At 72.3% G+C, this 24,124-nt stretch carries 22 protein-coding genes; 12 read left to right on the top strand and 10 right to left on the bottom strand.

Annotated features, from left to right (window positions below; all coding sequences use genetic code 11):
* Positions 1–55: 55 nt before the first annotated feature.
* The 6 genes from AB0C96_RS24620 to AB0C96_RS24595 all read left to right on the top strand — a co-directional run bounded on the left by AB0C96_RS24620 (position 56) and on the right by AB0C96_RS24595 (position 8,707).
* On the top strand, positions 56–814 hold the full coding sequence (locus tag AB0C96_RS24620; protein ID WP_362919890.1) for a TetR/AcrR family transcriptional regulator: 759 nt from the start codon (positions 56–58) through the stop codon (positions 812–814).
* A 135-nt stretch (positions 815–949) separates the two neighbouring features.
* Positions 950–3,214, top strand: coding sequence for a molybdopterin oxidoreductase family protein (locus AB0C96_RS24615; protein ID WP_362919889.1), 2,265 nt, complete (start codon positions 950–952; stop codon positions 3,212–3,214).
* Positions 3,215–3,360: 146 nt separating this feature from the next.
* Positions 3,361–4,830 carry a citrate:proton symporter gene (locus AB0C96_RS24610; RefSeq protein WP_362919888.1) on the top strand — a complete coding sequence of 490 codons (1,470 nt, stop codon included), beginning with the start codon at positions 3,361–3,363 and terminating at the stop codon, positions 4,828–4,830.
* A gap of 212 nt (positions 4,831–5,042) precedes the next feature.
* Positions 5,043–5,945 carry an NAD(P)-binding domain-containing protein gene (locus AB0C96_RS24605; protein ID WP_362919887.1) on the top strand — a complete coding sequence of 301 codons (903 nt, stop codon included), beginning with the start codon at positions 5,043–5,045 and terminating at the stop codon, positions 5,943–5,945.
* Positions 5,946–6,185: 240 nt separating this feature from the next.
* On the top strand, positions 6,186–7,574 hold the full coding sequence (locus tag AB0C96_RS24600) for an aldehyde dehydrogenase family protein (protein WP_362919886.1): 1,389 nt from the start codon (positions 6,186–6,188) through the stop codon (positions 7,572–7,574).
* Positions 7,575–7,588: 14 nt separating this feature from the next.
* Positions 7,589–8,707 carry a zinc-binding dehydrogenase gene (locus tag AB0C96_RS24595; RefSeq protein WP_362919885.1) on the top strand — a complete coding sequence of 373 codons (1,119 nt, stop codon included), beginning with the start codon at positions 7,589–7,591 and terminating at the stop codon, positions 8,705–8,707.
* 136 nt (positions 8,708–8,843) lie between these two features.
* Here AB0C96_RS24595 and AB0C96_RS24590 read toward each other — a convergent pair whose 3' ends face one another.
* The gene (locus AB0C96_RS24590) at positions 8,844–9,491 is read right to left on the bottom strand and encodes a TetR/AcrR family transcriptional regulator C-terminal domain-containing protein (protein ID WP_362919884.1); all 648 of its coding nucleotides are present in this window, start codon (positions 9,489–9,491) and stop codon (positions 8,844–8,846) included.
* A gap of 76 nt (positions 9,492–9,567) precedes the next feature.
* Between AB0C96_RS24590 and AB0C96_RS24585 the strand changes: the two genes are divergently transcribed.
* A complete protein-coding gene (locus AB0C96_RS24585; protein ID WP_362919883.1) occupies positions 9,568–10,719 on the top strand; it encodes an acyl-CoA dehydrogenase family protein in 1,152 nt (383 codons plus the stop codon).
* 120 nt (positions 10,720–10,839) lie between these two features.
* Entirely contained in the window at positions 10,840–11,490 is a 651-nt protein-coding gene (locus tag AB0C96_RS24580; protein WP_362919882.1) for a TetR/AcrR family transcriptional regulator, read from the top strand.
* On the opposite strand, the gene AB0C96_RS24575 is transcribed toward AB0C96_RS24580, so the two are convergent.
* The gene (locus AB0C96_RS24575; protein ID WP_362919881.1) at positions 11,471–11,932 is read right to left on the bottom strand and encodes a MaoC family dehydratase; all 462 of its coding nucleotides are present in this window, start codon (positions 11,930–11,932) and stop codon (positions 11,471–11,473) included. The genes AB0C96_RS24580 and AB0C96_RS24575 overlap by 20 nt on opposite strands.
* Before the next feature lie 139 nt (positions 11,933–12,071).
* Between AB0C96_RS24575 and soxR the strand changes: the two genes are divergently transcribed.
* Positions 12,072–12,569, top strand: a complete 498-nt coding sequence (gene soxR / locus AB0C96_RS24570) for a redox-sensitive transcriptional activator SoxR (RefSeq protein WP_362919880.1) — start codon at positions 12,072–12,074, stop codon at positions 12,567–12,569.
* 60 nt (positions 12,570–12,629) lie between these two features.
* On the opposite strand, the gene AB0C96_RS24565 is transcribed toward soxR, so the two are convergent.
* From AB0C96_RS24565 to AB0C96_RS24540, 6 genes are all read right to left on the bottom strand, one after another.
* Positions 12,630–14,072 carry an amidase gene (locus tag AB0C96_RS24565; RefSeq protein WP_362919879.1) on the bottom strand — a complete coding sequence of 481 codons (1,443 nt, stop codon included), beginning with the start codon at positions 14,070–14,072 and terminating at the stop codon, positions 12,630–12,632.
* Positions 14,073–14,307: 235 nt separating this feature from the next.
* The gene (locus AB0C96_RS24560; protein WP_362919878.1) at positions 14,308–15,711 is read right to left on the bottom strand and encodes an OFA family MFS transporter; all 1,404 of its coding nucleotides are present in this window, start codon (positions 15,709–15,711) and stop codon (positions 14,308–14,310) included.
* A 519-nt stretch (positions 15,712–16,230) separates the two neighbouring features.
* Positions 16,231–16,602 (bottom strand): hypothetical protein, encoded by a 372-nt coding sequence (locus AB0C96_RS24555; protein ID WP_362919877.1) that lies wholly within the window; start codon positions 16,600–16,602, stop codon positions 16,231–16,233.
* Complete coding sequence (locus tag AB0C96_RS24550; RefSeq protein WP_362919876.1) at positions 16,599–16,802, bottom strand: hypothetical protein; 204 nt, start codon at positions 16,800–16,802, stop codon at positions 16,599–16,601. Before AB0C96_RS24550 ends, AB0C96_RS24555 begins: the two co-directional genes overlap by 4 nt.
* Positions 16,799–16,966 carry a hypothetical protein gene (locus AB0C96_RS24545; protein ID WP_362919875.1) on the bottom strand — a complete coding sequence of 56 codons (168 nt, stop codon included), beginning with the start codon at positions 16,964–16,966 and terminating at the stop codon, positions 16,799–16,801. The genes AB0C96_RS24550 and AB0C96_RS24545 overlap by 4 nt, the downstream gene beginning before the upstream one ends.
* Positions 16,967–16,995: 29 nt before the next feature.
* On the bottom strand, positions 16,996–17,343 hold the full coding sequence (locus AB0C96_RS24540; RefSeq protein WP_362919874.1) for a hypothetical protein: 348 nt from the start codon (positions 17,341–17,343) through the stop codon (positions 16,996–16,998).
* A gap of 170 nt (positions 17,344–17,513) precedes the next feature.
* On the opposite strand from AB0C96_RS24540, the gene AB0C96_RS24535 reads away from it, so the two are divergent.
* Positions 17,514–18,671 (top strand): helix-turn-helix transcriptional regulator, encoded by a 1,158-nt coding sequence (locus AB0C96_RS24535; protein WP_362919873.1) that lies wholly within the window; start codon positions 17,514–17,516, stop codon positions 18,669–18,671.
* 332 nt (positions 18,672–19,003) lie between these two features.
* Positions 19,004–19,399: a DUF2267 domain-containing protein gene (locus tag AB0C96_RS24530; RefSeq protein WP_362919872.1), complete on the top strand. Its 396-nt coding sequence runs from the start codon at positions 19,004–19,006 to the stop codon at positions 19,397–19,399.
* On the opposite strand, the gene AB0C96_RS24525 is transcribed toward AB0C96_RS24530, so the two are convergent.
* Positions 19,377–20,138 (bottom strand): 3-keto-5-aminohexanoate cleavage protein, encoded by a 762-nt coding sequence (locus tag AB0C96_RS24525; protein ID WP_362919871.1) that lies wholly within the window; start codon positions 20,136–20,138, stop codon positions 19,377–19,379. The two genes, AB0C96_RS24530 and AB0C96_RS24525, sit on opposite strands and share 23 nt — an antisense overlap.
* A 164-nt stretch (positions 20,139–20,302) precedes the next feature.
* Positions 20,303–20,917, bottom strand: a complete 615-nt coding sequence (locus AB0C96_RS24520; protein ID WP_362919870.1) for a hypothetical protein — start codon at positions 20,915–20,917, stop codon at positions 20,303–20,305.
* Positions 20,918–21,170: 253 nt separating this feature from the next.
* Here AB0C96_RS24520 and AB0C96_RS24515 point away from each other — a divergent pair, with 253 nt between their 5' ends.
* Entirely contained in the window at positions 21,171–23,984 is a 2,814-nt protein-coding gene (locus AB0C96_RS24515; protein WP_362919869.1) for a penicillin acylase family protein, read from the top strand.
* Positions 23,985–24,124: the final 140 nt, after the last annotated feature.

Genomic DNA, 24,124 nt, shown 5'->3' with positions numbered 1-24,124 from the left:
ACGGGTGCGGGGTGCAGGGTGCGCCACCGGTCCGGAGACGAGGCAGGATGGTCAGGTGCAGCAGCCCACCAGTCACCCCGACCCACCAGCCACCCCGCTCCGCCGCGCCCCCGTCCAGCGGCGCAGCGTCCAGCGCCTGGCCAGAATCCTCGACGCCTGCGCCGAAGTGCTGGAGGAGACCGGATACGAGGACCTGAGCACCCGCGCGGTGGCCGGCCGCGCCGGCGTGCCGATCGGCTCGGTCTACCGTTTCTTCCCGAACAAGCGCGCCATGGCCGAGGCGCTCGCCCAGCGCAACCTCGACGCCTACGCGCGCAGCATCACCACCCGGCTCGCCGCCCCGGCCGGCGAGCCGCTGGAGTGGCGGCACGCGATGGACGTGGTGGTCGACGAGTACCTCGACATGAAACGGACCGTGCCGGGCTTCGCCCTGGTGGAGTTCACCGTCCCCGCGCCCCGCGAGACCCGGCAGGCCAACTACCTGGTCGCCGACCGCCTGATGTCCCTGTTCGCCGGCCGCCTCGGCCTCGACCCCGCGGACGAGCGGCTGCGCACCGCCTTCCTGGTGGGCGTCGAGACGGCCGACGCGCTGCTACAGCTCGCCTTCCGGATGGACCCGGACGGCGACCCCGCGATCGTCGCCGAGACCAAGGTGCTGCTCCAGGCGTATCTGGCGCGCTACCTCGACGCGGCGGGCGGGCCCGGCGAGCGCCACGAGGACGGCGGGCCCGGCGAGCACCACGAGGATGGTGAGCCCGGCGAGCACCACGAGGATGGTGAGCCCGGCGAGCACCACGAGGACCGCGCGGGGTGAGGTCCGGCGGTGACCGCGGGTCGTGCCGCGGACGCCACGTGGCGGATTTCCGTCAGGTCCCTCCCTTCATGCCTACCGGTCGGTATGGTCGGGTGGTACGCAGTCCGCCGCCGGACCTGTCCCCGGGAGGGACCGATGACCCGTACCGCCCTGCGCATCTGCCCGCTCTGCGAGGCCACCTGCGGGCTCACCGTCACCCTCGACGACGACCGGATCACCGCCGCCCGCGGTGACCGGGACGACGTCTTCAGCAGGGGATTCATCTGCCCCAAGGGCGCCTCCTTCGGTGAGCTGGACGCCGACCCCGACCGGCTCACCCGCCCCCTGGTCCGGCGCGACGGCCGGCTCGCCGAGGTCACCTGGGACGAGGCGTTCGCCGCCGTCCAGGCCGGACTGCGCCCCCTCGTCGAGGCCCACGGCCCGGATTCCGCCACCTCCCCGGCCCCGCTCGCACCGGGCGGACCGCCGGTCGCCGTGGTGCTCGGCAACCCCAATGTGCACACCGTCGCCGGGGCCCTCTACCCGCCGGTGCTCCTCGCCGGCCTGCGTTCGCGCAGCGTCTTCACCGCCTCCACCGTCGACCAGATGCCCAAGCACGTCTCCAGCGGACTGCTCTACGGCGACCCGCTGGCCATCCCGGTGCCGGACCTGGACCGCACCGACCACCTCCTGGTCATCGGCGCCAACCCGATGGACTCCAACGGGAGCCTGTGCACCGCGCCGGACTTCCCCGGCCGCATCCGGGCGCTGCGCCGCCGCGGTGGACGGCTGACCGTCGTCGACCCGCGCCGCACCCGCACCGCCCGGCTGGCCGACGAGCACCTGGCGATCCGGCCCGGCACCGATGCGCTGTTGCTCTTCGCCATGGTGCAGACGCTCTTCGAGGAGGGCCTGGCCGATCCGGGGGAGCGGGCCGCGCACCTCAGCCAGGTCGAGGACGTCCGGCGGCTGGCGGCCGACTTCACCCCCGAGGCGGTCGCCGGGGCGTGCGACATCCCCGCCGAGCGGATCCGGCGGCTGGCCCGCGACCTGGCCGCCGCGCCGAGCGCCGCGGTGTACGGCCGGATCGGCTCCACCACCGTCGAGTTCGGCACCCTCACCAGCTGGCTGGTGGACGTCCTCGCCGTCCTCACCGGGAACTTCGACCGCCCCGGCGGCATCATGTTCCCGCTCTCCGCGACCGGCCCGGCGCCGCGCCGGCCGGGGCCCGGCCGTGGGTTCGCCCTGGGCCGCTGGCACAGCCGGGTCTCCGGCCACCCGGAGGCCAAGTCCGAACTGCCCATCGCGGCACTGGCCGAGGAGATCGACACCCCCGGCGAGGGCCGGGTGCGGGCCGCCGTCGTCATCGCCGCCAACCCCGTCCTGTCCGCCCCCGACGGCGACCGGCTCGACACCGCGCTCGCCTCGCTGGACTTCATGGTCAGCGTCGACCCGTACCTCAACGAGACCTCCCGGCACGCCGATGTCGTGCTGCCGCCGCCCCCGCCCTCCCGCAGCGCGCACTTCGACTTCGCCTTCAACGCGCTCGCGGTGCGCAACCAGGTCCGCTACACCCGGCCCGTCCTGCCGCTCGCCGACGGGCAGCCGGACGAGTGCGAGATCCACGCCCGGCTGATCCTCTGCCTGGGCGGCCAGGACGGCGCCGACCCCGCGCTGATCGACGCCATGGTGATCGACACCGCGCTCGGCAAGGCCGTCGCCGATCCGCTCTCCCCGGTCCACGGCCGCCAACCGGCCGAACTCGCAAGGGAGTTGACGGGTCGGAACGGTGCCGAACGCCGGCTCGACATGATGCTCCGGCTCGGCCCGTACGGCGACGGCTTCGGCGCCGCCCCCGAGGGGCTCTCACTGGCCCGGCTGCTGGACCACCCGCACGGCATCGACCTCGGCCCGCTCGCCCCGCGCGTCCCGTCCGTCCTGCGGACCCGCAGCGGCACCGTCGAGATGTGCCCCGGGCCGATCGCCGCCGAGGCCGACCGGCTGCGCGGCCGGCTCGGCACCGAACCCGCCGGCGTGCTGCTCGTCGGCCGCCGCCATCTGCGCTCCAACAACAGCTGGCTGCACAACGTCCCGGCCCTCGTCGGCGGCAGCAACCGCTGCACCGTCCAGGTGCACCCGGACGACGCGGCGCGGCTGGACCTCACCGACGGCGGGCTGGCGCGGCTGAAGGGGGACGGCGGCGAGGTGGAGGTGCCCGTCGAGATCACCGACGCGGTACGCCCGGGCGTGGTGAGCCTGCCGCACGGTTGGGGCCACGACCGGCCCGGCACCCGGCTCTCGGTCGCCGGGGCCGACCCCGGCGTCAACGTCAACCGGCTCAACGCCGGGCGGCTGTTGGACCCGCTCTCGGGCACCGCGGTCCTCAACGGGCTGCCCGTGCAGCTCACGCCCGTTCGCTGAGCCTCGTTGCCGTGGTGCCCTGTTGACCTGGGGTTTTGCTCGTATTGCTCGCGCGTCAAGGCCTTGTTAACAAAAGTTTCGGGGACCTAACGTCGCCTCCACGCCACCCCCGGCAGATGTTCAAGGGCGAACGTGAGGTACCCCCAATGCTGACGATCCTCGGATTCGTCATGATCGCCACCTTCCTGGTGCTGATCATGCTGAAGAAGATGTCACCGATGGCAGCGCTCGTGCTGATCCCGGCGCTGTTCTGCGTCCTGGTCGGACAGGGCGCGCACCTGGGCGACTACGTCCTCAAGGGCATCGGCGACCTGGCCCCCACGGCCGCGATGTTGATGTTCGCCATCGTCTACTTCGGGGTGATGATCGACGTCGGGCTCTTCGACCCGGTCGTCCGCGGCATCCTGAGGTTCTGCAAGGCCGACCCGGTCCGTGTGGTGGTCGGTACCGCGCTGCTCGCCGCGATCGTCTCGCTCGACGGCGACGGCTCCACCACGTTCATGATCACCGTGTCCGCGCTCTACCCGCTCTACAAGCGGCTGAGGATGAGCCTGGTCGTGATGACCGGTGTCGCCGCCACCGCCAACGGCGTGATGAACACCCTCCCCTGGGGCGGCCCGACCGCCCGCGCCGCCACCGCGCTCAAGCTCGACGCCGGCGACATCTTCGTCCCGATGATCCCGGCGCTCGCCGTCGGACTGGTCGCGGTCTTCGCCCTCGCGTACGTCCTCGGCCGGCGCGAGCGCAAGCGGCTCGGCCTGCTCACCCTCGACGACACCCGGGGCGCGGCACGCGTCGTCGAAGGGGCCGAGGAGGCCGAGGCGAGGGAGACCGAGCAGGTGCTCGTCGGCGTCGGCGCCGACGGCACGGGCCGCGCACCGGCCGTCCCGCAGCGCACCACCGGCGGCTCCCCGGGCGCCGGCGACGGCGCCGAGGACGACGGCCGGAACCCGGACCCGGACCCGGACCCGGACCTCCAGGGCCTCGACCCCCGGCGCGCCACCCTGCGCCCCAAGCTCTACTGGTTCAACGCCGCGCTCACCGTCGCGCTGCTCACCCTGCTGATCCTTCAGACCCTGCCGATCCCGGTGCTCTTCCTGCTCGGCGCCGCGGTCGCGCTGACCGTCAACTTCCCGCACATGAAGGACCAGAAGGCCCGGGTCGCCGCGCACGCCGAGAACGTCCTCAACGTCGCCGGCATGGTCTTCGCCGCCGCCGTCTTCACCGGCGTGCTCACCGGCACCGGCATGGTCGAGCACATGGCGCGCTGGCTGGTCTCCGGCATCCCGGACGCACTCGGCCCGCACATGGGAGTCGTGACCGGCGTGCTGAGCATCCCGCTGACGTACTTCATGTCCAACGACGGCTTCTACTTCGGCATCGTGCCGATCCTCGCCGAGGCCGGCGCCGCCCACGGCGTCGCGCCCGTCGAGATCGCCCGCGCCTCCCTCGTCGGCCAGGCCCTGCACATGTCCAGTCCGCTGGTCCCGGCCGTCTACGTCCTGGTCGGCATGGCCAAGGTCGAGTTCGGCGACCACACCAGGTTCACCGTCAAGTGGGCCGCGCTCACCTCCCTCGTGGTGCTGGGAGCGAGCCTGCTCTTCGGCATCGTCTAGCCGGCGGCGACCGACCCGCGGGGCCCGGCCGGAGCCGACTGCCGCGGCCGGGCCCGGGCGCCGTGAGCGGTCGGTCCCGGGCGCCGTGGGCGGTCGGCCCCAGGGACCGCAAGCGGATCCGAAGGGAACCGTAAGCGCAGGTCGGCAGGGTGGTGTGCAGCAGCGGGCCCGGTATTGGGACCGGGCCCGGAACGACTCACGGAGCGCACACCATGAGCACCGAGCACACCACCCGCACCCCCGTCACCGTCCTCGGCCTCGGCGCCATGGGGCGCGCGCTGGCCGCCGCCTTCCTGACGGCCGGGCACCCCACGACGGTCTGGAACCGCACACCGGGCCGGGCCGACGCGCTGGTGGCGCGCGGCGCGGTCCGCGCGGCCGAGGTGGCCGAGGCGGTGGCCGCCAGCCCGCTGGTGGTCGTCTGCGTCCTGGACTACGAGGCGTCCCGGTCGATCCTGGAGCCGGTCGGCGCCCAACTGTCCGGCCGGGCGCTGGTCAACCTCACCTCCGACACCCCCGAGCGTGCGCGGGCGGCCGCCGCCTGGGCCGCCGGGCACGGCATCGACTACCTCGACGGCTCGATCATGGTGCCCACCCCGGTCATCGGGCAGCCCGACGCGACCATCCTCTACAGCGGCTCGCGGGAGACCTTCGAGACCCACGAGGCGACCCTGCGGGCGCTGGGCGGCCGGGCGTCGTACCTCGGCGCGGACCACGGCACGGCGGCGGTGTACGACCTGTCCCTGCTCGGCTTCTTCTTCTCGGCGATGGCCGGGCTGATGCACGGCTTCGCGCTGTCCGGCACCGAGGGCGTGCCGGCGAAGGAGTTCGCGCCGTTCACGGAGACGATCGTGGGCATCCTGCCGGCCCTCGCCGCGGGGATGGCCGAGGACCTGGACCGCGGGGTCTACTCGGGCGACCAGGACAACATCGTCATGGAGGCGGCCGGCATCGCCCACATCATCGAGGCGGCCGAGGGGCGCGGCCTGAACACCGAGGTGCTCACCGCCGTCAAGGGTCTCGCCGACCGGACCATCGCAGGCGGCCACGGCAATGCCGGATTCGTCAGCGTCATCGAGGAGATGCGCAAGCCGTCCGCCCGAGCCGGGCGCTGAGGCACCGTCTAGGCTCGTGACTGCCGTCGGCGGCACGTCCGGCGGTACGGCCCGCGGCAGGGCGCCGGCGGAATGGCCCGGGGTACGGCCGGCGGAATGGCCCGGGGCACGGTCGGCGGCATGGCCGGCGGCGCCGGTCGGGTGTGGCGGGGGGCCGTCTGGCGGCGCAAAACTACCGGCGCTAGTTTGGGCCCTGCGCGCAGGGCGCGGACGACCACCGGCCGTGGAAGGGACCACGACGTGAAGCAGCACGACGGGATGTACATCGACGGACGCTGGCGGCCCGCTGCGGGCAGCGGCACCATCGAGGTCGTCGACCCGGCCGACGGGCGGGTCATCGCCACCGTCCCGGCCGGGACCGCCGAGGACGTGGACGCCGCGGTGCGCGCCGCCCGCGCCGCCCTTCCCGGCTGGGCCGCCACCCCGCCCCAGGAGCGCGCCGACCGGCTGGCCGCGCTGCGCGACCAACTCGTGGCGCGCATCGACGAGATCGCCGAGACCATCACCGCCGAGCTCGGTGCGCCGCTCGCGTTCAGCAGGACGGTGCAGGCCGGGGTGCCGATCGCGGTCTGCGGCTCGTACGCCGACCTGGCCCGGACGTACTCCTTCGAGGAGACGATAGGCACCTCCACGGTGCTGCTGGAACCGGTCGGCGTGGTCGGCGCGATCACGCCCTGGAACTACCCGCTGCACCAGATCGTGGCCAAGGTCGCCCCGGCGCTCGCGGCCGGCTGCACGGTGGTGCTCAAGCCCGCCGAGGACACCCCGCTGGTGGCCCGGCTGTTCGCCGAGTGCGTCGCGGCGGCCGGGGTGCCCGCCGGGGTGTTCAACCTGGTCACCGGCCTCGGCCCGGTGGCCGGCCGGGCGCTGGCCGAGCACGACGGCGTCGACCTGGTCTCCTTCACCGGCTCCACCGCGGTCGGCCGGCAGATCGGCGCGACGGCCGGCGCAGCCGTCAAGCGGGTCGCCCTCGAACTCGGCGGCAAGTCCGCCAACGTCATCCTGCCGAGCGCGGATCTCGCCAAGGCCGTCTCCGTCGGCGTCGCCAACGTGATGGCCAACTCCGGCCAGACCTGTAGCGCCTGGACCCGGATGCTGGTGCACACCGACCGGTACGACGAGGCCGTCGAGCTGGCCGCGGCCGCCGCGGCGAAGTACGGCGAGCGCATCGGCCCGTTGGTCAACGCCCGTCAGCAGGAACGCGTGCGCGGGTACATCGAGAAGGGCGTCGCCGAGGGCGCGCGGATCGTGGTCGGCGGATCCGAATCCCCGCGCGAGCAGGGCTACTTCGTCCAGCCCACGGTCTTCGCCGAGGTGACCGCCGAGATGACCGTCGCCCAGGAGGAGATCTTCGGCCCGGTGCTGTCGATCATCCGGTACGAGGACGAGGAGGACGCGCTGCGGATCGCGAACGGCACGGTGTACGGGCTCGCCGGTGCCGTCTGGGCCGGCGACGACGCCGAGGCGGTGGCCTTCGCACGGGGGCTCCAGACCGGGCAGGTCGACATCAACGGCGGCCGCTTCAACCCGCTCGCCCCGTTCGGCGGCTACAAGCAGTCCGGGGTCGGCCGCGAGCTGGGCCCGCACGGGCTCACCGAGTACCTCCAGACCAAGTCCCTCCAGTTCTAGGAGCCTTGACAACCGTGAGCGTCACCGTCCGCGCCGCCGTCCTGCCCGCCGTCAACGCCCCGCTCCGGGTCGCCGAGATCGAGCTGCCCGAACCCGGCCCCGGCCAGGTCCGGATCCGGCTCGCCGCCGCCGGGGTCTGCCACTCCGACCTCTCGCTGTCCAACGGCACCCTGCGCCAGCCCGCGCCCGCCGTCCTCGGGCACGAGGGCGCCGGCACCGTCACCGCCGTCGGCCCCGGGGTGACCGGTGTGGCCCCCGGCGACCCGGTCGTCCTCAACTGGGCGCCGTCCTGCGGTGACTGCCACTTCTGCGGCCTGGCCGAGCCCTGGCTGTGCGCTCACTCCGGCCTCGCCGCGAACGCCCCGTACGCCGAGCTGGCCGCCGACGGCAGCGCGCTCTACCCGGGCCTGGGCACCGCCGCCTTCGCCGAGGAGACGCTCGTGCCCGCGCGGGCGGCGCTGCCGCTGCCGGCCGGGGTGCCGCTCGCCGACGCCGCACTCCTGGGCTGTGCGGTGCTCACCGGCTGGGGTGCCGTTCACCACAGCGCCCGGGTGCGTGCCGGGGAGTCGGTGGTGGTCTTCGGCGTCGGCGGGGTGGGCCTGGCCACGTTGCAGGCGGCACGGATCGCCGGCGCGGGTCCGATCGTCGCGGTGGACGTCTCCCCGGAGAAGGAGGAGCTGGCCCGCGCCGCCGGCGCCACCGAGTTCCTGGTGGCCGGTGACGCCGCGTTCTTCGAGAAGGAGGGCGCCCGGCGGATCCGCGCGCTCACCGGGGGCGTCGGCGCCGACGTCGCCATCGAGTGCGTGGGCCGCGCCGACACCATCCGTACGGCCTGGTCGTCCACCCGCCGCGGCGGCCGCACCACGGTCGTCGGCATCGGCGGCCAGGACCAGCAGGTGTCCTTCTCCGCCCTGGAGCTCTTCTACTTCGGCCGGACCCTGAGCGGCTGCGTCTACGGCAACAGCGACCCGGCCCGCGACCTCCCCGTCATCGCCGGCCACGTCCGCTCCGGCGCCCTCGACCTCGCCGCCCTGGTCACCGACCGCATCGGCCTCGACGACATTCCGGCCGCCTTCGACGCCATGCTGGCGGGCACGGGCGGACGGGCGCTGGTGGTCTTCCAGGGCCCGTGAGACAGGCCGACAGGAACTGGTGGTCTTCCAGAGCCTGTGAGACAGGCCGACAGGAAGGAGGCTGCGGTCGCCCGGCTGTGGATCCCCGTGGAGACCACGGACTGAGGCAGGGGGCCCGGAAGGGGCCGTGCGGCGGTCAGTCGGCGGCCGGCGGTACGCGCTCGGGGTGGTGCAGCGCCAGACCGTCCACCAGTGCCTGTAGACCGGCCTCGAACGCGCCCTCGTCCACCTGGCGCTGGTGCTCCGCGAGCAGGTGCGCCTGGCCCAGGTGCGGATAGTCGGCGGGGTCGTACGCGCTCGGGTCGTCCACGAAGCCGCGCGCGAACGAGCCCAGCGCGGAGCCCGCCACGAAGTAGCGGACCATGGCGCAGACCCGGGTGGCCTGGGCGGGCGGCCATCCCGCCCCGACCATCCCGCCGAACGCCGCATCGGCCATCTTCAGCCCGGCGGGGCGGCGGCCCGGGCCCTGGGCGAGGAACGGCACGATGTGCGGATGGGCGGCGAGCGCCGCACGGTAGGAACGGGCCCAGGCCAGCAGCCCGGCGCGCCAGTCCGCACCCCGCTCGAACGCCGACACGTCGACCTCGGCGATGACCGTGTCCGCGACCGCGTCGAGGATCTCGTCCTTGGTCGTGAAGTGGTTGTAGAGGGACGGGCCGCTCACGCCCAGCTCCGCCGCCAGCCGCCGGGTGGAGAGCGCCGGCAGCCCTTCGGCGTCGATCAGCTCCAGCGCCGTGGTGACGATGCGCGCACGACTCAGAAGGGGCTTGCGGGGTCGGGCCATGACGCACATAGTAGAGGCTGTCGCGCGAAAACTAGCAGTGGTAGTTAAGCCTGTCCCTCCGTTCCGAGAGGCCCTGATGAACCTGGAGCTGAGCGAGGAGCAGACCGCCGTGCGGCGGCTCGCGCGGGACTTCGTCGACCGTGAGATCGCTCCGAACGCCGCCGCGTGGGACCGCGCCGAGGAGGTCGACCGCGGCATCGTGGAGAAGCTCGGCGCGCTGGGCTTCCTGGGGCTGACCGTGCCCGAGGAGTACGGCGGCTCCGGCGGCGACCACCTCGCGTACGCCCTGGTCACCGAGGAGCTGGGGCGCGGCGACTCCGCCGTGCGCGGCATCGTCTCGGTCTCCCTGGGGCTGGTCGCCAAGACCATCGCCTCCTGGGGCGACGAGGAGCAGAAGCGGCGGTGGCTGCCCGGCCTGACCTCCGGACGGGCCGTCGGCTGCTTCGGCCTGACCGAACCCGGCACCGGCTCGGACGCGGGCAACCTCGCCACCAGGGCCGTGCGCGACGGTGCCGACTACGTCATCGACGGCAGCAAGATGTTCATCACCAACGGCACCTGGGCCGATGTGGTGCTGCTCTTCGCCCGCACCGGCACCGAGCCCGGCCACAGGGGCGTCAGCGCCTTCCTCGTCCCGACCGACGCTCCCGGGCTCCAACGCCGCCCGATCCACGGCAAGTTGGGGTTGCGCGGCCAGGCCACCGCCGAGCTGGTGCTGGCCGGCGTACGGGTCCCCGCGGACGCGATGCTCGGCCCCGAGGGCAAGGGGTTCGCGGTGGCGATGTCCGCACTGGCCAAGGGGCGGATGTCGGTCGCCGCCGGCTGTGTGGGCATCGGCCGGGCCGCCCTGGACGCCGCGCTCGGCTACGCCGGTCAGCGCGAGCAGTTCGGCAAGCCCATCGCCCGGCACCAACTGGTGCAGGAGCTGATCAGCGACATCGCGGTGGACATCGAGGCGGCCCGGCTGCTGACCTGGCGGGTGGCCGATCTGATCGACCGCGGCGAGCCGTTCGCCACCGCCGCGTCGCAGGCCAAGCTGTTCGCCTCGGAGGCCGCGGTGCGGGCCGCCAACAACGCCCTCCAGGTGTTCGGCGGCTACGGCTACATCGACGAGTACCCGGTCGGCAAGCTGCTGCGGGACGCCCGGGTGATGACCCTCTACGAGGGCACCAGCCAGATCCAGAAGCTGGTCATCGGCCGGGCGCTGACCGGTGTGTCCGCCTTCTGATCCACGACTCCCCACCTCGCCCGGTACCCACGACCGGACCTAAGCGCTTGCTCAGTGGCGCGGTATGGTGTTCGATCCGTCAGGGGAACGTCCCTGGCGGATCGAGGAGCGGGGTGCGCGATGGGTGCGGCTGCACAGCGGGCTGCGGAGGAGAACGAGGAGTGGGCCGGGGTGACCCCGGACGCCGCGCGGCGCCTGGTCGGCGCCGCGGTCGAGGCGTTCGCCGAGCGCGGCTACCACGCCACCACCACCCGTGACATCGCCGGCCGGGCCGGTATGAGTCCGGCCGCCCTCTACATCCACTACAAGACCAAGGAGGAGCTGCTCTACCGCATCAGCGGCATCGGCCACGAGAAGGCGCTGCGCATCATGGGCGCCGCCGCCGAGGCCGAGGGCAGCGCCACCGAGCGGCTGCGGGACGCGGTGCGGACCTTCGCCCGCTGGCACGCCGAGCACCACACCACCGCCCGGGTCATCCAGTACGAACTCCAGGCGCTGGGCCCGGAGCACTACGCCGAGATCGCCCAACTGCGCCGCCGCACCGACCGGTTGCTGCGGCAGATCATCCAGGACGGCGCGGACAGCGGGGAGTTCCGGGTCGACGACGTGCCCGGGACCACCCTCGCGGTGCTGTCGCTCTGCGTGGACGTCGCCCGCTGGTTCTCGGCGGACGGCCCGCGCACGCCCGACGAGGTCGGCGCGCTCTACGCCGACCTCGTGCTGCGCATGGTGGGCGCCGCGGTGGGACCCGCTACAGGTAGAAACGGCTGACCGTCTCGGCCACGCACACCGGCTTCTCGCCGCCCTCCCGCTCGATCGTCACCACCGTGGTGAGCTGGACGCCGCCGGTCACCTCGGCCACGTCCGCGATCCGGGCGGAGGCGCGCAGCCGCGAGCCGACCGGGACGGTGGCGGGGAAGCGCACCTTGTTGGTGCCGTAGTTGATCCCCATCTTCACGTTCTCGACCCGCATCAGCCGCGGCACCAGCGCCGGCAGCAGCGACAGCGTCAGATACCCGTGCGCGATGGTGGTGCCGAACGGTCCGGCCGCGGCCTTCTCCTGGTCCACGTGGATCCACTGGTGATCGCCGGTGGCCTCGGCGAACAGATCGATCCGCTTCTGGTCGACCTCCAGCCAGTCGGTGGTGCCCAGCTCCTCGCCGACCGCGGCCCGCAGCTCGTCGAGCGATCCAAACACTCGGGGCTCTGCCATCTCCGTCTGCCTCCTCGGGGTCCGTCCGCCGTCGTGCACCGGCCGACGCCTTACTAAGCGCTTGCTCAGCATGCGGGTGGCCGCACCCGCTGTCAACGCCCGGGCGGCTCGACGGGGAGGCACCGCCTAGGGTTGATGCGTGCCCCAGCTTCCGTACAAGGTCCACGAGCTCTCCGTCGGCCAGCTCTCCGCGCGTAGCGGCGCCGCGGTGTCCGCGCTGCACTTCTACGAGTCCAAGGGACTGATCAGCAGCACCCGGACCGCCGGCAACCAGCGCCGCTACACCCGCGACGCGCTCCGCCGGGTCGCCTTCGTCCGCGCGGCGCAGCGGGTCGGGATCCCGCTCGCGGTGATCCGGGACGCGCTGGCCGAGCTGCCGGACGAGCGCACCCCCAACCGCGAGGACTGGGCCCGGCTCTCCGAGGCCTGGCGCTCCGAGCTGGACGAGCGGATCGGCCAACTCGTCGAACTGCGCGACCGCCTGACCGACTGCATCGGCTGCGGCTGCCTGTCGCTACAGAACTGCGCGCTGTCCAACCCGTACGACAACCTCGGCGTCCAGGGGCCCGGCGCACGCCGGCTGCGGGTCGACCGGCGCGCCACGGGCTCTGCGGACGCCCCGCAGGACGCGGAGTAGCATCGGGTGCGCCCGCCCCCACGGCAGGGGCGGGCGCACCCGGTCAGACGTCCTGCACCGTCACCAGACGGACGGCTTGCGGGCCGCCCACGGGCGGGCCTGCTCCAACTGGGCGGACAGCGCGATCAACGTCGCCTCGTCGCCGTACCGGCCGGCCAGCATCACCCCGATCGGCAGCCCCTCGGCGTTCCACTGCAACGGGACGTTCACCGCGGGCTGACCGGTGGCGTTGTAGACCGCGGTGAACGGTGTGAAGGCCCCGATCGCCGCGAACTCGGCCTGCGGATCGGCGTCGTTGCGCAGCCCGCCGACCGCCGCCGGGGGCGTGGCCAGGGTCGGCGAGAGGATCACGTCGTAGCCGCCGCCCGGCGCCATCAGGCCGTCCGCCATGAACTGGGCGAGCGCCCGGAAGGCGTACATCGACGTGGCGAAGTCCGCGCCGGCGACCTCGGCGCCGCGACCCCGCAGATAGCGGGTGAGCGGCATCAGCAGCTCCTCGCCCGCCGGCGGCACCGGGCGGATCGCGGCCAGCACGGACCAGACCCGGGTGAAGGCGATCAGGAGCGCGTCGTCGGCCGGCAGCGACAACTCCTCGACCTCATGGCCGAGTCCGGTCAGCAGCGCCGCGGTGTCCGTGGTGGCCGCGCGGCAGTCGGGGTGCACCTGCACGCCCGGTACCGGCGTCCCGGTCAGGTAGGCGATCCGCAGCCGGCCGGGGTCGCGCAGCACGTACGAGGCGAAGGTCTCGCCGGGCGGCAGCGACGGCGCCGCGTACGGGTCCCCGGGCATGGGGCCGGCCATCACGTCCAGCAGGGTGGCCGCGTCGGCGACCGTACGGGCCAGCGGGCCGGAGGTCGCCAGGCCGGTGATGTCGTGCAGCAGCGGGCCACCGCTGATCCGGCCGCGGCTGGGCTTGATGCCGTACAACCCGCACACCGACGCCGGGATCCGGATCGAGCCGCCGCCGTCGGTGGCGTGTGCGATCGGCGCCAGCCCGCCGGCGACCGCCGCGCCCGCCCCGCCGCTGGAGCCACCCGCCGAGCGCTCCAGGTCCCAGGGGGTACGGGCGGGCGGTGCGATGCCGTTCTCGGTGTGGCTGGGCAGCCCGAACTCGGGGGTGTTGGTCTTGCCGAGCAGGATCGTGCCGCCCGCCCGCAGCTTGTCGACCACATGGTCGTCGACGTCCGGCACATGCTCGGCCAGCGCCCGCGAGCCCATGGTGCAGCGCACCCCGGCGACCTGGTTGAGGTCCTTGACCGGGACCGGAACGCCGTGCAGCGGCGGGAGTTCACGGCCCTCGCGGCGGGCCGCGACGGCCTCGCTCTCGGCCTCCGCGGCCTGCTTGCGGGCGATCTCCGGGGTACGGGTGAGGAATGCGCCCAGTGTGTCGTCGAGCCGGTCGATCCGCGCGAGGTAGTGCTCGGTCAGTTCGACGGGGGAGAGCTCACCGGCCCGGATCCCCGCGGCCTGTTCGAGCGCGGTCAGATCGTGCAGTTCGGCCATGGACGTCCGCCTCTCTGGGGTACCTCCCACGCCCCGCGGGCGTGGGAGACGCTGCCCGTACGGCCCTGCTGCCGTACGGGCGGACGGGCCGACGCCCGCGCCGGGCGCGCTGCCGGTGTGGGTGGTCAGCCCGTGAACAGTTGTTTCAGCTTCAGGGTGAGTTCGTAAAGGCCGTACAGGAACGGGACACCCACCCAGAGCCACACGAGGACCAGCAGGGCGGTGCGGCGGGCGGTCATCGGTCGGCTCCCTCGGGGTCGGTGGGCGGGGCCGGCCGCGCCGGGTGCGCCGCGGGTGCGAACCGCCCGTCGGCCTCGGTGGGTTCGTGGTGGCGGGGGTGCACCGGGCGGATGAGTTCGTTGGCGACGAACCCCACCAGCAGCAGGCCGATCATCAGGACGAAGGACCTGGTGTAGAGGTCCGGACCGCTGCGGCCGGCCGCCTTCCCGGCGTCGGCGACGGCGTTGACGATCAGCGGGCCGAGCACGCCCGCGGTGGACCAGGCCGTCAGCAGCCGGCCGTGGATCGCCCCGACCTGGTAGGTGCCGAACAGGTCCTTCAGATAGGCCGGAACGGTGGCGAACCCACCGCCGTAGAAGGACAGGACGACCGCCGCACAGACCAGGAACAGTGGCTTGGAGGCATCGCCGGCCAGCGCGATCAGCAGGTACATCAGGGCGCCGACGCCCAGGTAGAGGCGGTAGACGTGCTTGCGGCCGATCAGGTCGGAGGCCGAGGACCAGACGATCCGGCCGAGCATGTTGGCCAGCGAGAGCAGGCCGACGAAGCCGGCCGCCGCGGTGGCGCCGACCGGCGCCGCGGAGTGCGCGAAGACGTCGGAGACCATCGGGGCGGCCTTCTCCAGGATGCCGATGCCCGCCGTGACGTTCGTGCAGAGGACGACCCACAGGCACCAGAACTGCGGGGTGCGCAGCGCGCTGCGGGCCGAGACCTGGGCGTGCGTCACCAGCGGCCGGTCCGCGGACGCGCCCGGGGCCGGCCGGGCCGGCGGCCGCCAGTCCGCGGCGGGGATCCGCACCAGCAGCACCCCGAGGGACATGAACACCGCGTAGGCCAGGCCCATGACCAGGAAGGTCCGGGCGATCCCGGAGGCGTCCCGGCCGAAGACGGCGAGGAGTTCGGCGGAGGCGGGGGAGGCGATCAGGGCGCCGCCGCCGAAGCCCATGATGGCGATGCCGGTGGCCGTGCCGGGGCGGTCGGGGAACCACCTGAGCAGGGTGGAGACGGGGGAGATGTAGCCGATGCCCAGGCCGACCCCGCCGACGGCGCCGTAGCCGAGGACGACCAGCCAGTACTGGGCGGTGGCCGCGCCGAGCGCGGCGATGAGGAAACCGGAGGAGAAGCAGACCGCCGAGACGCACATGGCCCAGCGCGGGCCGTTGCGTTCGACGAGCGTGCCACCGAACGCAGCGGACAAACCGAGCATCACCACGGCCAGCTGGAAGGGGAGCGCGGAGGCCGTCCCGGACAGCTTCAGCGCGGATTCCAGCGGCGGTTTGAACACGCTCCAGGCGTAGGCCTGTCCGATGGCGAGGTGGATGGACAGGGCGGCGGGCGGGACGAGCCATCGGCTCCATCCGGGCGGGGCGACGGTGCGGGAGCGGGCGAGCACGGCCATGTGGCGGAACGTACCGTGCCCGTCGCGGTCCGGGAAGGGCACACGCCCACGCCGTCGCCCACGTGCCGCGACCTGGTGTCGCCCGTCGGCCGGGGCCACGGCGGGGGGTGAAACTCCTGCGCTCGCTCTGCTCCACAGTGCTCACAGATCTTGCCGGGCAAGGCTTCTACTCCTGTTGTTGCGGCTGCCTCCGGTCGCGCTGCCGGGTCTGTCTGGTTGGACGGCCCCGGCTCTCTCGGGGGCGAGAACCGGGGCGGGAGCTCATTACTAGCTCGGGTCCTGCCCGTACCAGCGGCTTTCGCGGTATCCCCGCTTGTGGAGGGGCGTAGACACTTGCTGTTGCCTCTCCTTCGACCCCTGTGCCCCTGCTTCCGTGGAGTCGCGGTCTCGGCGTCCCTTGGCGGCGTCTACGGTCTTTTTGCTCTTGCTCACGCGCTTCGTGTTTCTTTCTGGAGAGTCGTTCTTCGGGTACCCGCTCCGGCGGCCGACCGTCGTGCTGGGGACGACCGGATCGGGGGTTCAGGGGTGGTCCCGCCCGGTGCAGGAGATCATTCGGGCGGGACCTGTTTCCCTCACCGCGTGACAGGCGCGGCATCCGTGAAGAGCGCGCCTAGGACTCGCTCCGCTGGACGGACCGGGGCGAGAGCTGAGCGCGCCATCCGGCCGGTCCGGAACGTCGCTGCCCGCTGCCTGCATGGCGTCGATGCACTTGGTGAGACCGCGCAGCATCTCCGCCATGTCCTCTTCGGTCAGGTCATCCAGCCACGCGGTACGGGCCTTGACCTCGGCCCGCATCCGGTCAAGCTGCCGGTACAGCTCCCGATATCGGACGTGCCGGTCCCACACTTCCTCGGCCCAGACCAGCAGCTGTGACCAGGCGCCCGCGCTCATGTCCGCGCCGCATTCAGTGCGCGGGCCAGCTTCGCGGCCGTGCGGATGCCGACGCGCCCGAGGTTGATCCGGATGTGCCCGTCGGCGGTGTCGCTGAGCGTCATTTCCGGGAACGCCATCTTCGCGCCAGCGAGGGCGAGTTGCAGTTCACGGTAGGCGCTCGCTGCCGCCTGGCTGACCGTGCGTGCCTGGGTCGTCATCGTCCCTCCCGCTTCGGGTGCGGGTGGCGGCGGATCTCGATGTTGCAGTCGATCGCCGTCGTCTGGTCGCCGACGGCACGGGCCGCTGCGCGCTGCCTGGCTAGGGCGGTGCACACATCGCACCCGGGTACCGGGTCGGGCTCCGGTACCGGAACCGGGTCCATCAGGTGAACGGTGCGGCAATTCCGAGGCATCAGCCCATCACCTCTACGCCATGGATCCAGCGCGGCCCGGCGTCGATCCCATGTGCTGCGAGCCACAGTGCCCGCCGCCGTCCGCGCTGCAAGCGTCGTTCATGCCGCTCCTCGGGCGTGAGGACGTACGGGCGGATCAGGGGAATGTCCTCACCCCGCAGCAGCCCCGTCTGCCCGATGGGGACACGGGGAAGTGCGAGCGTCGGCGCGTCCTCCCATCTCACGGCGGGCAGTGCGCCGGCGGACCGGTGACGCCCCCGCGCGGGCAGTAACACCCGCAACAGCAGTTCGAAGATCCACGCGCTATGTTTGCGCATGCTGTCAACCTCCATGCGGTTGATGGCCATGCCCCCGGACGTTCGCCGCTCCAGCAACGTCGCGGGGGTCTGTCATGGCTAGTCAACGGTGGGAGTGGGGGCGCCACTTGCACACTTCTTGCACAGTTGTCGGGCGTGCTCGCTCGATCTTTGACACGATGGCCAGGTGAGCAGGTAGCCGAGCGGGTAAGGCGAAGGACATGGGCGCTACACAACAGGTCCCCGGTCCCGGAACCAACGTGGCCAAGCGACGTAAGGAACGTGGGCTGAGCCAGGTAGCCCTTGCTCGACGTGCGGGAGTGTCGGTCTCGCTCCTCAGCAAGATCGAAGTAGGCGACCGAGCGCTCACGCAAGGGGTAGGGGCAGCGCTGGCGCGCGCAATGGAACTCACCCTGGATGAACTTCTAGGGAGTGCGCCGGAAAAGAACCTGAACGAGCTGAACTATGCAATTCGCAGGTTCGATATTCCCGGTGAGCTGCCGGAGAATCCCGAGCGCCTGAAGCGAGAAGTTGACGAGCTGAACGCACTTCGCTGGAATACAGAGCTAGCCAAGATCCTCCAAAGGCTTCCATCGGTGCTGACCAGGGCGACTAATCATGCTCACCTAACGGGAGCCCCTAAAGCGTGGGGCCTGGTCGCTGATGTGTACAGCATCATTTACTGGCTAGCCGCGCGTCATAGGTGGATGCATCTAGCGGAACTCGCGACGATGAAGCAACGTATGGCCGCAGAACGCGCAGACCCGATTGCTGCCATTGCGGCGGCACGCGATGATGCGGGAACGTTCCTCAACTCTGGTGACTTTGCTGGTGGCCTGGCTGTCGTCGACCGCGCCATTGTGCAAGCCGAGTCTATGCTTAGCGGACGTGATCGTGCATTCGGTCTCGGGATTCTCCATCTGCGTGGCCTGACGCTTGCCGGGCGGCTTAGGGATAAGCAAACGACTAACCGGCATATCGAAGCTGCCTGGCGTGCCTCTGCGGAATTCAGTGAAGATTTCGCCGAGCATGGCATCCACTTTGGGCCTGAGAACACGGCTACACACGTCATCAGTACGGCCTCCGATATGGAGCAACACCGGAGGGCGGTGGATACGGCCGAAGATTTGATTCAGGGTGGCTTGACGCTTCCGGCCACCCGAGTGGCCCCGCTGTATATGAATGTCGGACGCTCTCAGCTTGCTTTGGGGGATCGAGACAGCACCATTGAGAGTTTGGAGAAGGCATGGGTAGTCGCTCCTGAGATGATGGCGGTCCACCCCACTAGCCTTGAACTGACGCGGGTGCTGGTCTCGCAGCACAAACGAAGCAATGAGCGGCTTACCCAAATCGCCAGCAGAGTGGGGATTGCTGTATAAGCGCCGTCCATGCCGGAGTCTCTCCCCGACTCGCGACCCACGCAGCAGCAGCATCCAGGCCAGCCCCCGTCGCCAGGCGGGGGTCGATGCTGTGTGGCGCTCACCTTGGGGAACGAGCCGTTCGGGTTGCTGCGGCTACGGATCCTTGACACGCGCCGGCCCCACCAGGTGGCGCCGGCTCCGCCAGGTGGTGCCGGCCGACACGCTCGACACGGAGAACATCACGGCCGGCCACGCCGCGGGTGTGCTTACCCTGCGCATACCGAGCGCCGAGCGCGCCGGCGCGCCGAGCCCCGCCCCATGGTCCGGACCAGGAAGGAGGACGAGTCGAGATGACGATGCGTGGAGAGGTGTTCCTGGCCCCGGTCCAGGAGCGGGGCGAGTACGACATCCGGCAGGAAGCCGAACGCGCGGCCCGGGTCGTCCTGGCGCTGCTGGGCGCCCATCTGGTCGGCGCGGAGCGGGCCGAGCTGGCCGCCCGGCTGCCGGAGGAGTACGCCCGGATCCTGCTCAACCCGCTGCCGGCCGTCGAGCCGCTGTCCGCCGAGCGGTTCGTGCGGGCCACCGCGGCCTGGATCGAGGGCGCCACCGAGGACACCGCCACCTGGCACATCGGCGCCGTCCTCAGCGTGGTCGCGGACGCCGCGGGCGAGGAGCTGATGAGCCGTATCCTGCTCCAACTCCCGCCCGGCTACGACTTCCTCTTCAGCCACCCCCAGCCGGCCTGAGCCCGGCGGTTGCCGCCCGTATCAGCGGGGCGTTGCCGGCCGCCGGGCTGCCGTCGGGCAGCAGGAGGGTGTCCTCGATGCCCATGCGGGTGTCCAGGCCCAGCTCGACGGCGAGCCGCAGCACCGGCCAGGCGCCGCCGTCCCAGCCGTGCAGCAGCACCGGGCGGCCGTGCGGGACCGCGGCCACCGCGGCGAGCAGTTCGCGGGCGGTGGCCGGGGCGGATCCGACCCGGGTGTCGGTCACTTCGGCCAACACCCGCAGCACCCGGGGCGCGAGCGGTGAGCGGGCGAAGCGCGCCACCCCGTCCGTCCCCGACCACAGCCCGGCCTCGACGCCGACACCGCGCTCCACCAGGGTCGCGGCAACGTCCTCGGCGCCCGACTCGTGCCAGTTCACCGAGGCGTGATCGGGCAGCACCGTCCAGGACCGGATCCGCTCCACCCGGGGATCGGGCTGCCTCCCGCGCCCTTCGGGTGGCGGGGGAGGGGCCGGCTCGGCCCAGGCGCCGGTGGTCACCCCGACCGGGACGTCCACCACCGCCCGGATCGCCTCCAGCACCGGCCCGACCACGCGCGGCGAGAGCGAGTCCCGGCCGCACGGGGTCTTGGGGTGCACATGGACGTCGTCGGCACCGGCCGCCACCGCCTGCCGCGCCGCCTCGGCGAGCGCGGCCGGCGTCATCGGCACCGCGGCCGAATCGGCCGTGGTCCGGGGGCCGTTGAGGCATACCTGCATCATGCCCCGATGATGACAGCGGGGTCCGACAACCGGGTCCGACAACCGGGGGCCGACAGCGAGATCCGGCCACCGCACCGGGCGGGCGCCACCGCGCGCCTCGCCGCGGTACCGCGGCGGTGCCACGGCGGTGACCGGTCGTCGTACGCGCCGCGCCGGACGCGGGCTCAGGCCGCCGCGAACGCCCCGGCCCCCGGGGCCTGACGGGCCGTCCGCAGGGTCTCCGGCGTCAGCACCGACACCGGGGCGACCACCCCGCACCGCCGGCAGGCCGGCCCGGGCGCCGGGGTGTCCGCGGTCTCCGGCAGCCAGGCGAAGCGGGTGCCGCCGCACACCGGGCAGTCGTGGCGGGGCCGTCCCGCCTCCATCGCCGCGATCATGCTGCGCAGCACCACCGCGAGCCGGGCCGCCGGGTGCCGGTGCGGCGCCTCGCACGGCACGATGTCGCAGCCGCCCCAGGTCCGCCGGTGCCAGTCGTCGATCGCGCTGGGCTGACGGATGCCGTGGTACTTCTCCTTGCGGCGTCGCGCGGCGAACTCCTCCTCGTACGCGAGCCAGAGGCTGCGGGCCTCCTCCAGTTCGTTCAGCGCGGCGACCAGCCGCTCCGGGTCGGGATCCCGGTCCTGGGTGGCGATCCCGGCCCGGGTGCACAGATGGTGCCAGGTCGCCCGGTGGCCGTACGGGGCGAACCGTTCAAGGCACTTGCGCAGGGCGGTGCGCCGCTGCGCCGTGACGAGTCGTGGATTGCGGACCTGTTCTGCGAGGGCTCTGAAACCGGCCATTCCATCCCACCTCCATGGGGAGGACTCGACTGGACGGGGATGAGACGTACCCGATCGCGCACCGGATCCATCGAATTTTCTTGCGGTTCGAGCGGTGGGCGTGGCGGAGGGCGTGAAGGCCTCCGCCGGGCGTCTGTGGGGAATTGGAAAAGGTGACTGTTGTTCATCTTCCGGTCAGGGGTGACCGCCGGTAACGTCCCGCCCCACCTCCCCCCGGCTCGTGACGAGCCGGGACCCCCATCGAGGAGCAGGAATGCGACGACGTACCGGAAGGCTCAGGGCTGCCGCTGCAGCAGCCCTGTTGGCCTTGGGCGCCACGGTGCTGGCACCACCCCCCACCGCGGCCGCCGCGCCGCACGACGACTACTGCCAGGGCCAGTGCGCCGACATCCTGCCACCCGGCGCCACCGGAAACGCCACGCTGGTGGAGATCCTCGGCAACAAGCTGTTCGGTACCCACCCCGAACACTCCACCGACCAACTCGCCCCGTACGGCGCGCTGGCGAGCGGCTACCAGTCGCTCACCGACGCCACGCTGACCAACTTCTTCAACGACGCCTCCTTCGGCGTCCCCGACGACCAGGTCGGCAAGGTCTCCACACCCCGTGACGACGTGACCATCACCCGCGACAAGAAGACCGGCGTCCCGCACATCAAGGGCACCACCCGCTACGGCACCGAATTCGGCGCCGGCTACGCCGCCGGCCAGGACCGGCTCTGGCTGATGGACCTCTTCCGCCACATCGGCCGCGGCGAGCTGACCTCCTTCGCCGGCGGCGCGCCCGCCAACCAGGGCCTGGAGCAGGAGTTCTGGCCGCAGGCGCCCTACACCGAGGAGGACCTCCAGGCGCAGGTCGCGTACATCAGGGACCACAACGGGGCGCGCGGCAAGCAGGCCATGGCGGATGCCCAGGCCTACGTCGACGGGATCAACGCCTACCGCGAACAGTCCAAGAACGGCCGCTACTTCCCCGGCGAGTACGTCCTCACCGGCCATGTCGACGCGATCACCAACGCCGGTGAGATCGCGCCCTTCAAGCTCACCGACCTCATCGCGCTCGCCTCCGTCGTCGGCGGGCTCTTCGGCAACGGCGGGGGAGGGGAGGTCACCAACGCCCTGTCCCTGCTCGCCGCCCAACAGAAGTACGGCGTGGAGAAGGGCACCGCGGTCTGGGAGTCCTTCCGGGAGCGCAACGACCCCGAGGCCGCCAAGACCCTGCATGACGGCCAGAGCTTCCCGTACGCCGTCAAGCCGGCCCGGGCCAAGGGCACCGCACTGCCCGACCCCGGCTCGGTCACCCCCGAGCCGCTGGTCTTCGACCGCACCGGCGCGGCGACCGCCAAGGGCGGCACCGCACCGCAGGACCCGGTCAAGGCCCCGAAGAAGTACCGGAAGCTGGAGGGCCTCTTCAAGGACGGGGTGCTGCCCAAGGGCAGCTTCAACCCCACCCAGCACCGCGGGATGTCCAACGCCCTGCTGGTCTCCGGCAAGCACACCGCCAGCGGCCACCCGGTAGCCGTCTTCGGCCCGCAGACCGGCTACTTCGCGCCCCAGCTGCTGATGCTCCAGGAGATCCAGGGTCCCGGCATCAGCGCCCGCGGCGCCTCCTTCGCCGGCGTCGGCATGTACGTCGAGCTCGGCCGCGGCCAGGACTACGCCTGGAGCGCCACCTCCGCAGGCCAGGACATCGCCGACACCTACGCCGTCGAACTGTGCAACGCGGACGGCTCGAAGCCCACCAAGGACTCCACCTCCTACCGCTACCGCGGCGCCTGCCTGCCCATGGAGAAGCTGGAGCGCACCAACTCCTGGAAGCCGACCATCGCCGACCCGACCGCCGCCGGCTCCTACCGGATGCAGGTGTTCCGCACGAAGTACGGCACCGTCACCCACCGCGCCACCATCGGCGGCAAGCCCGTCGCGTACACCGCGCAGCGCTCCACCTACCGCCACGAGGCCGACTCCATCATCGGCTTCCAGATGCTCAACGACCCGACGTCCGTGCACGACGCCGCGACCTTCCAACAGGCCGCCCAGCACATCGGCTACGCCTTCAACTGGTTCTACGCCGACTCCCGGAACATCGCGTACTACAACAGCGGCCTCAACCCGGTCCGCAACCCCGACGTCGACCCGTCCCTGCCCGTCCGGGCCGACGACGCCTACGAATGGCGCGGCTACGACCCCGTCACCAACACCGCCGACTACACCCCGCCCGCCCAGCACCCCCGGTCCGTCGACCAGGACTACTACATCTCCTGGAACAACAAGCAGGCCAAGGACTACGACTCGGCCGGCTTCGGCAACGGCTCGGTGCACCGCGGCAACCTGCTGGACGACCGGGTGCGCGCGCTGACCGCGGAGGGCGGGGTGACCCGCGCCTCGCTGACCCGGGCGATGGCCGAGGCCGCGGTCACCGATCTGCGCGGCGAGGACGTCCTGCCGGAACTCCTGCGGGTGCTGGGCAGCAAGCCGATCGCCGACCCCCAGATGCGGACCGCGGTCCAGCAGCTGGCGGCCTGGGGCAAGGACGGCGCCCAGCGCCGGGAGACCGCCGAGGGCTCGCACACCTACACCCACCCCGACGCGGTGCGCCTGATGGACGCCTGGTGGCCGCTGCTGGTCGAGGGCGTCTTCAAGCCGGGCCTCGGCAGCGACCTCTACGACGCGCTCAAGGCCGACCTGGCCGTCGACGAGTCCCCCTCGGCCGGCCACGGCCCGACCGGGGCACACGCCGGATCGGCGTTCCAGTACGGCTGGTGGAGCTACGCCGACAAGGACCTGCGCGCGGTGCTCGGCGACCGGGTCCAGGGCCCGCTCGCCACGCGGTACTGCGGCAACGGCGACCTGTCCGCCTGCCGCGACACCCTGCTGACCACCCTCCAGCAGGCCGCCGGCAGGACGGCCGAGCAGGTCTACCCGGGCGACGCCAACTGCAAGGCCGGCGACCAGTGGTGCGCCGACGCGATCATCCACCGCGCGGTGGGCGGTCTGACCCACGCCACCATCAGCTGGCAGAACCGGCCCACCTACCAGCAGGTCGTGGAGTTCCCGGCACACCGCTGACCGCGCGCGCCGCGGCAGGACGGCGCCGGGGCCCCGGTACGCGCCGGCGGATTCTGGGGATCGTCGCAACACGTGGTCGGTTGATCAGGCCGCGAGCAGTTTATGCAGGCGCTCGGCTGGGGCTTCCCAGCCGAGCGTTT

The sequence above is a fragment of the Streptomyces sp. NPDC048506 genome, from assembly GCF_040651315.1.
GTDB lineage: Bacteria > Actinomycetota > Actinomycetes > Streptomycetales > Streptomycetaceae > Streptomyces.
The sequence above is the reverse complement of the archived record's forward strand: the minus strand, read 5'-3'. Positions and strand labels throughout refer to the sequence as shown.

Bases quoted from the DNA above. Each gene is read 5' to 3' on its own strand.
- AB0C96_RS24560 (WP_362919878.1), bottom strand. From the start codon at position 15,711: ATGGCCGTGCTCGCCCGCTCCCGCACCGTCGCCCCGCCCGGATGGAGC.
- AB0C96_RS24615 (WP_362919889.1), top strand. From the start codon at position 950: ATGACCCGTACCGCCCTGCGCATCTGCCCGCTCTGCGAGGCCACCTGC.
- AB0C96_RS24590 (WP_362919884.1), bottom strand. From the start codon at position 9,491: ATGGCCCGACCCCGCAAGCCCCTTCTGAGTCGTGCGCGCATCGTCACC.
- AB0C96_RS24575 (WP_362919881.1), bottom strand. From the start codon at position 11,932: ATGGCAGAGCCCCGAGTGTTTGGATCGCTCGACGAGCTGCGGGCCGCG.
- AB0C96_RS24540 (WP_362919874.1), bottom strand. From the start codon at position 17,343: ATGGCCATCAACCGCATGGAGGTTGACAGCATGCGCAAACATAGCGCG.
- AB0C96_RS24525 (WP_362919871.1), bottom strand. From the start codon at position 20,138: ATGATGCAGGTATGCCTCAACGGCCCCCGGACCACGGCCGATTCGGCC.
- AB0C96_RS24545 (WP_362919875.1), bottom strand. From the start codon at position 16,966: ATGGACCCGGTTCCGGTACCGGAGCCCGACCCGGTACCCGGGTGCGAT.
- AB0C96_RS24515 (WP_362919869.1), top strand. From the start codon at position 21,171: ATGCGACGACGTACCGGAAGGCTCAGGGCTGCCGCTGCAGCAGCCCTG.
- AB0C96_RS24585 (WP_362919883.1), top strand. From the start codon at position 9,568: ATGAACCTGGAGCTGAGCGAGGAGCAGACCGCCGTGCGGCGGCTCGCG.
- AB0C96_RS24535 (WP_362919873.1), top strand. From the start codon at position 17,514: ATGGGCGCTACACAACAGGTCCCCGGTCCCGGAACCAACGTGGCCAAG.
- AB0C96_RS24550 (WP_362919876.1), bottom strand. From the start codon at position 16,802: ATGACGACCCAGGCACGCACGGTCAGCCAGGCGGCAGCGAGCGCCTAC.
- AB0C96_RS24610 (WP_362919888.1), top strand. From the start codon at position 3,361: ATGCTGACGATCCTCGGATTCGTCATGATCGCCACCTTCCTGGTGCTG.
- AB0C96_RS24580 (WP_362919882.1), top strand. From the start codon at position 10,840: ATGGGTGCGGCTGCACAGCGGGCTGCGGAGGAGAACGAGGAGTGGGCC.
- AB0C96_RS24520 (WP_362919870.1), bottom strand. From the start codon at position 20,917: ATGGCCGGTTTCAGAGCCCTCGCAGAACAGGTCCGCAATCCACGACTC.
- AB0C96_RS24605 (WP_362919887.1), top strand. From the start codon at position 5,043: ATGAGCACCGAGCACACCACCCGCACCCCCGTCACCGTCCTCGGCCTC.
- AB0C96_RS24565 (WP_362919879.1), bottom strand. From the start codon at position 14,072: ATGGCCGAACTGCACGATCTGACCGCGCTCGAACAGGCCGCGGGGATC.
- AB0C96_RS24530 (WP_362919872.1), top strand. From the start codon at position 19,004: ATGACGATGCGTGGAGAGGTGTTCCTGGCCCCGGTCCAGGAGCGGGGC.
- AB0C96_RS24555 (WP_362919877.1), bottom strand. From the start codon at position 16,602: ATGAGCGCGGGCGCCTGGTCACAGCTGCTGGTCTGGGCCGAGGAAGTG.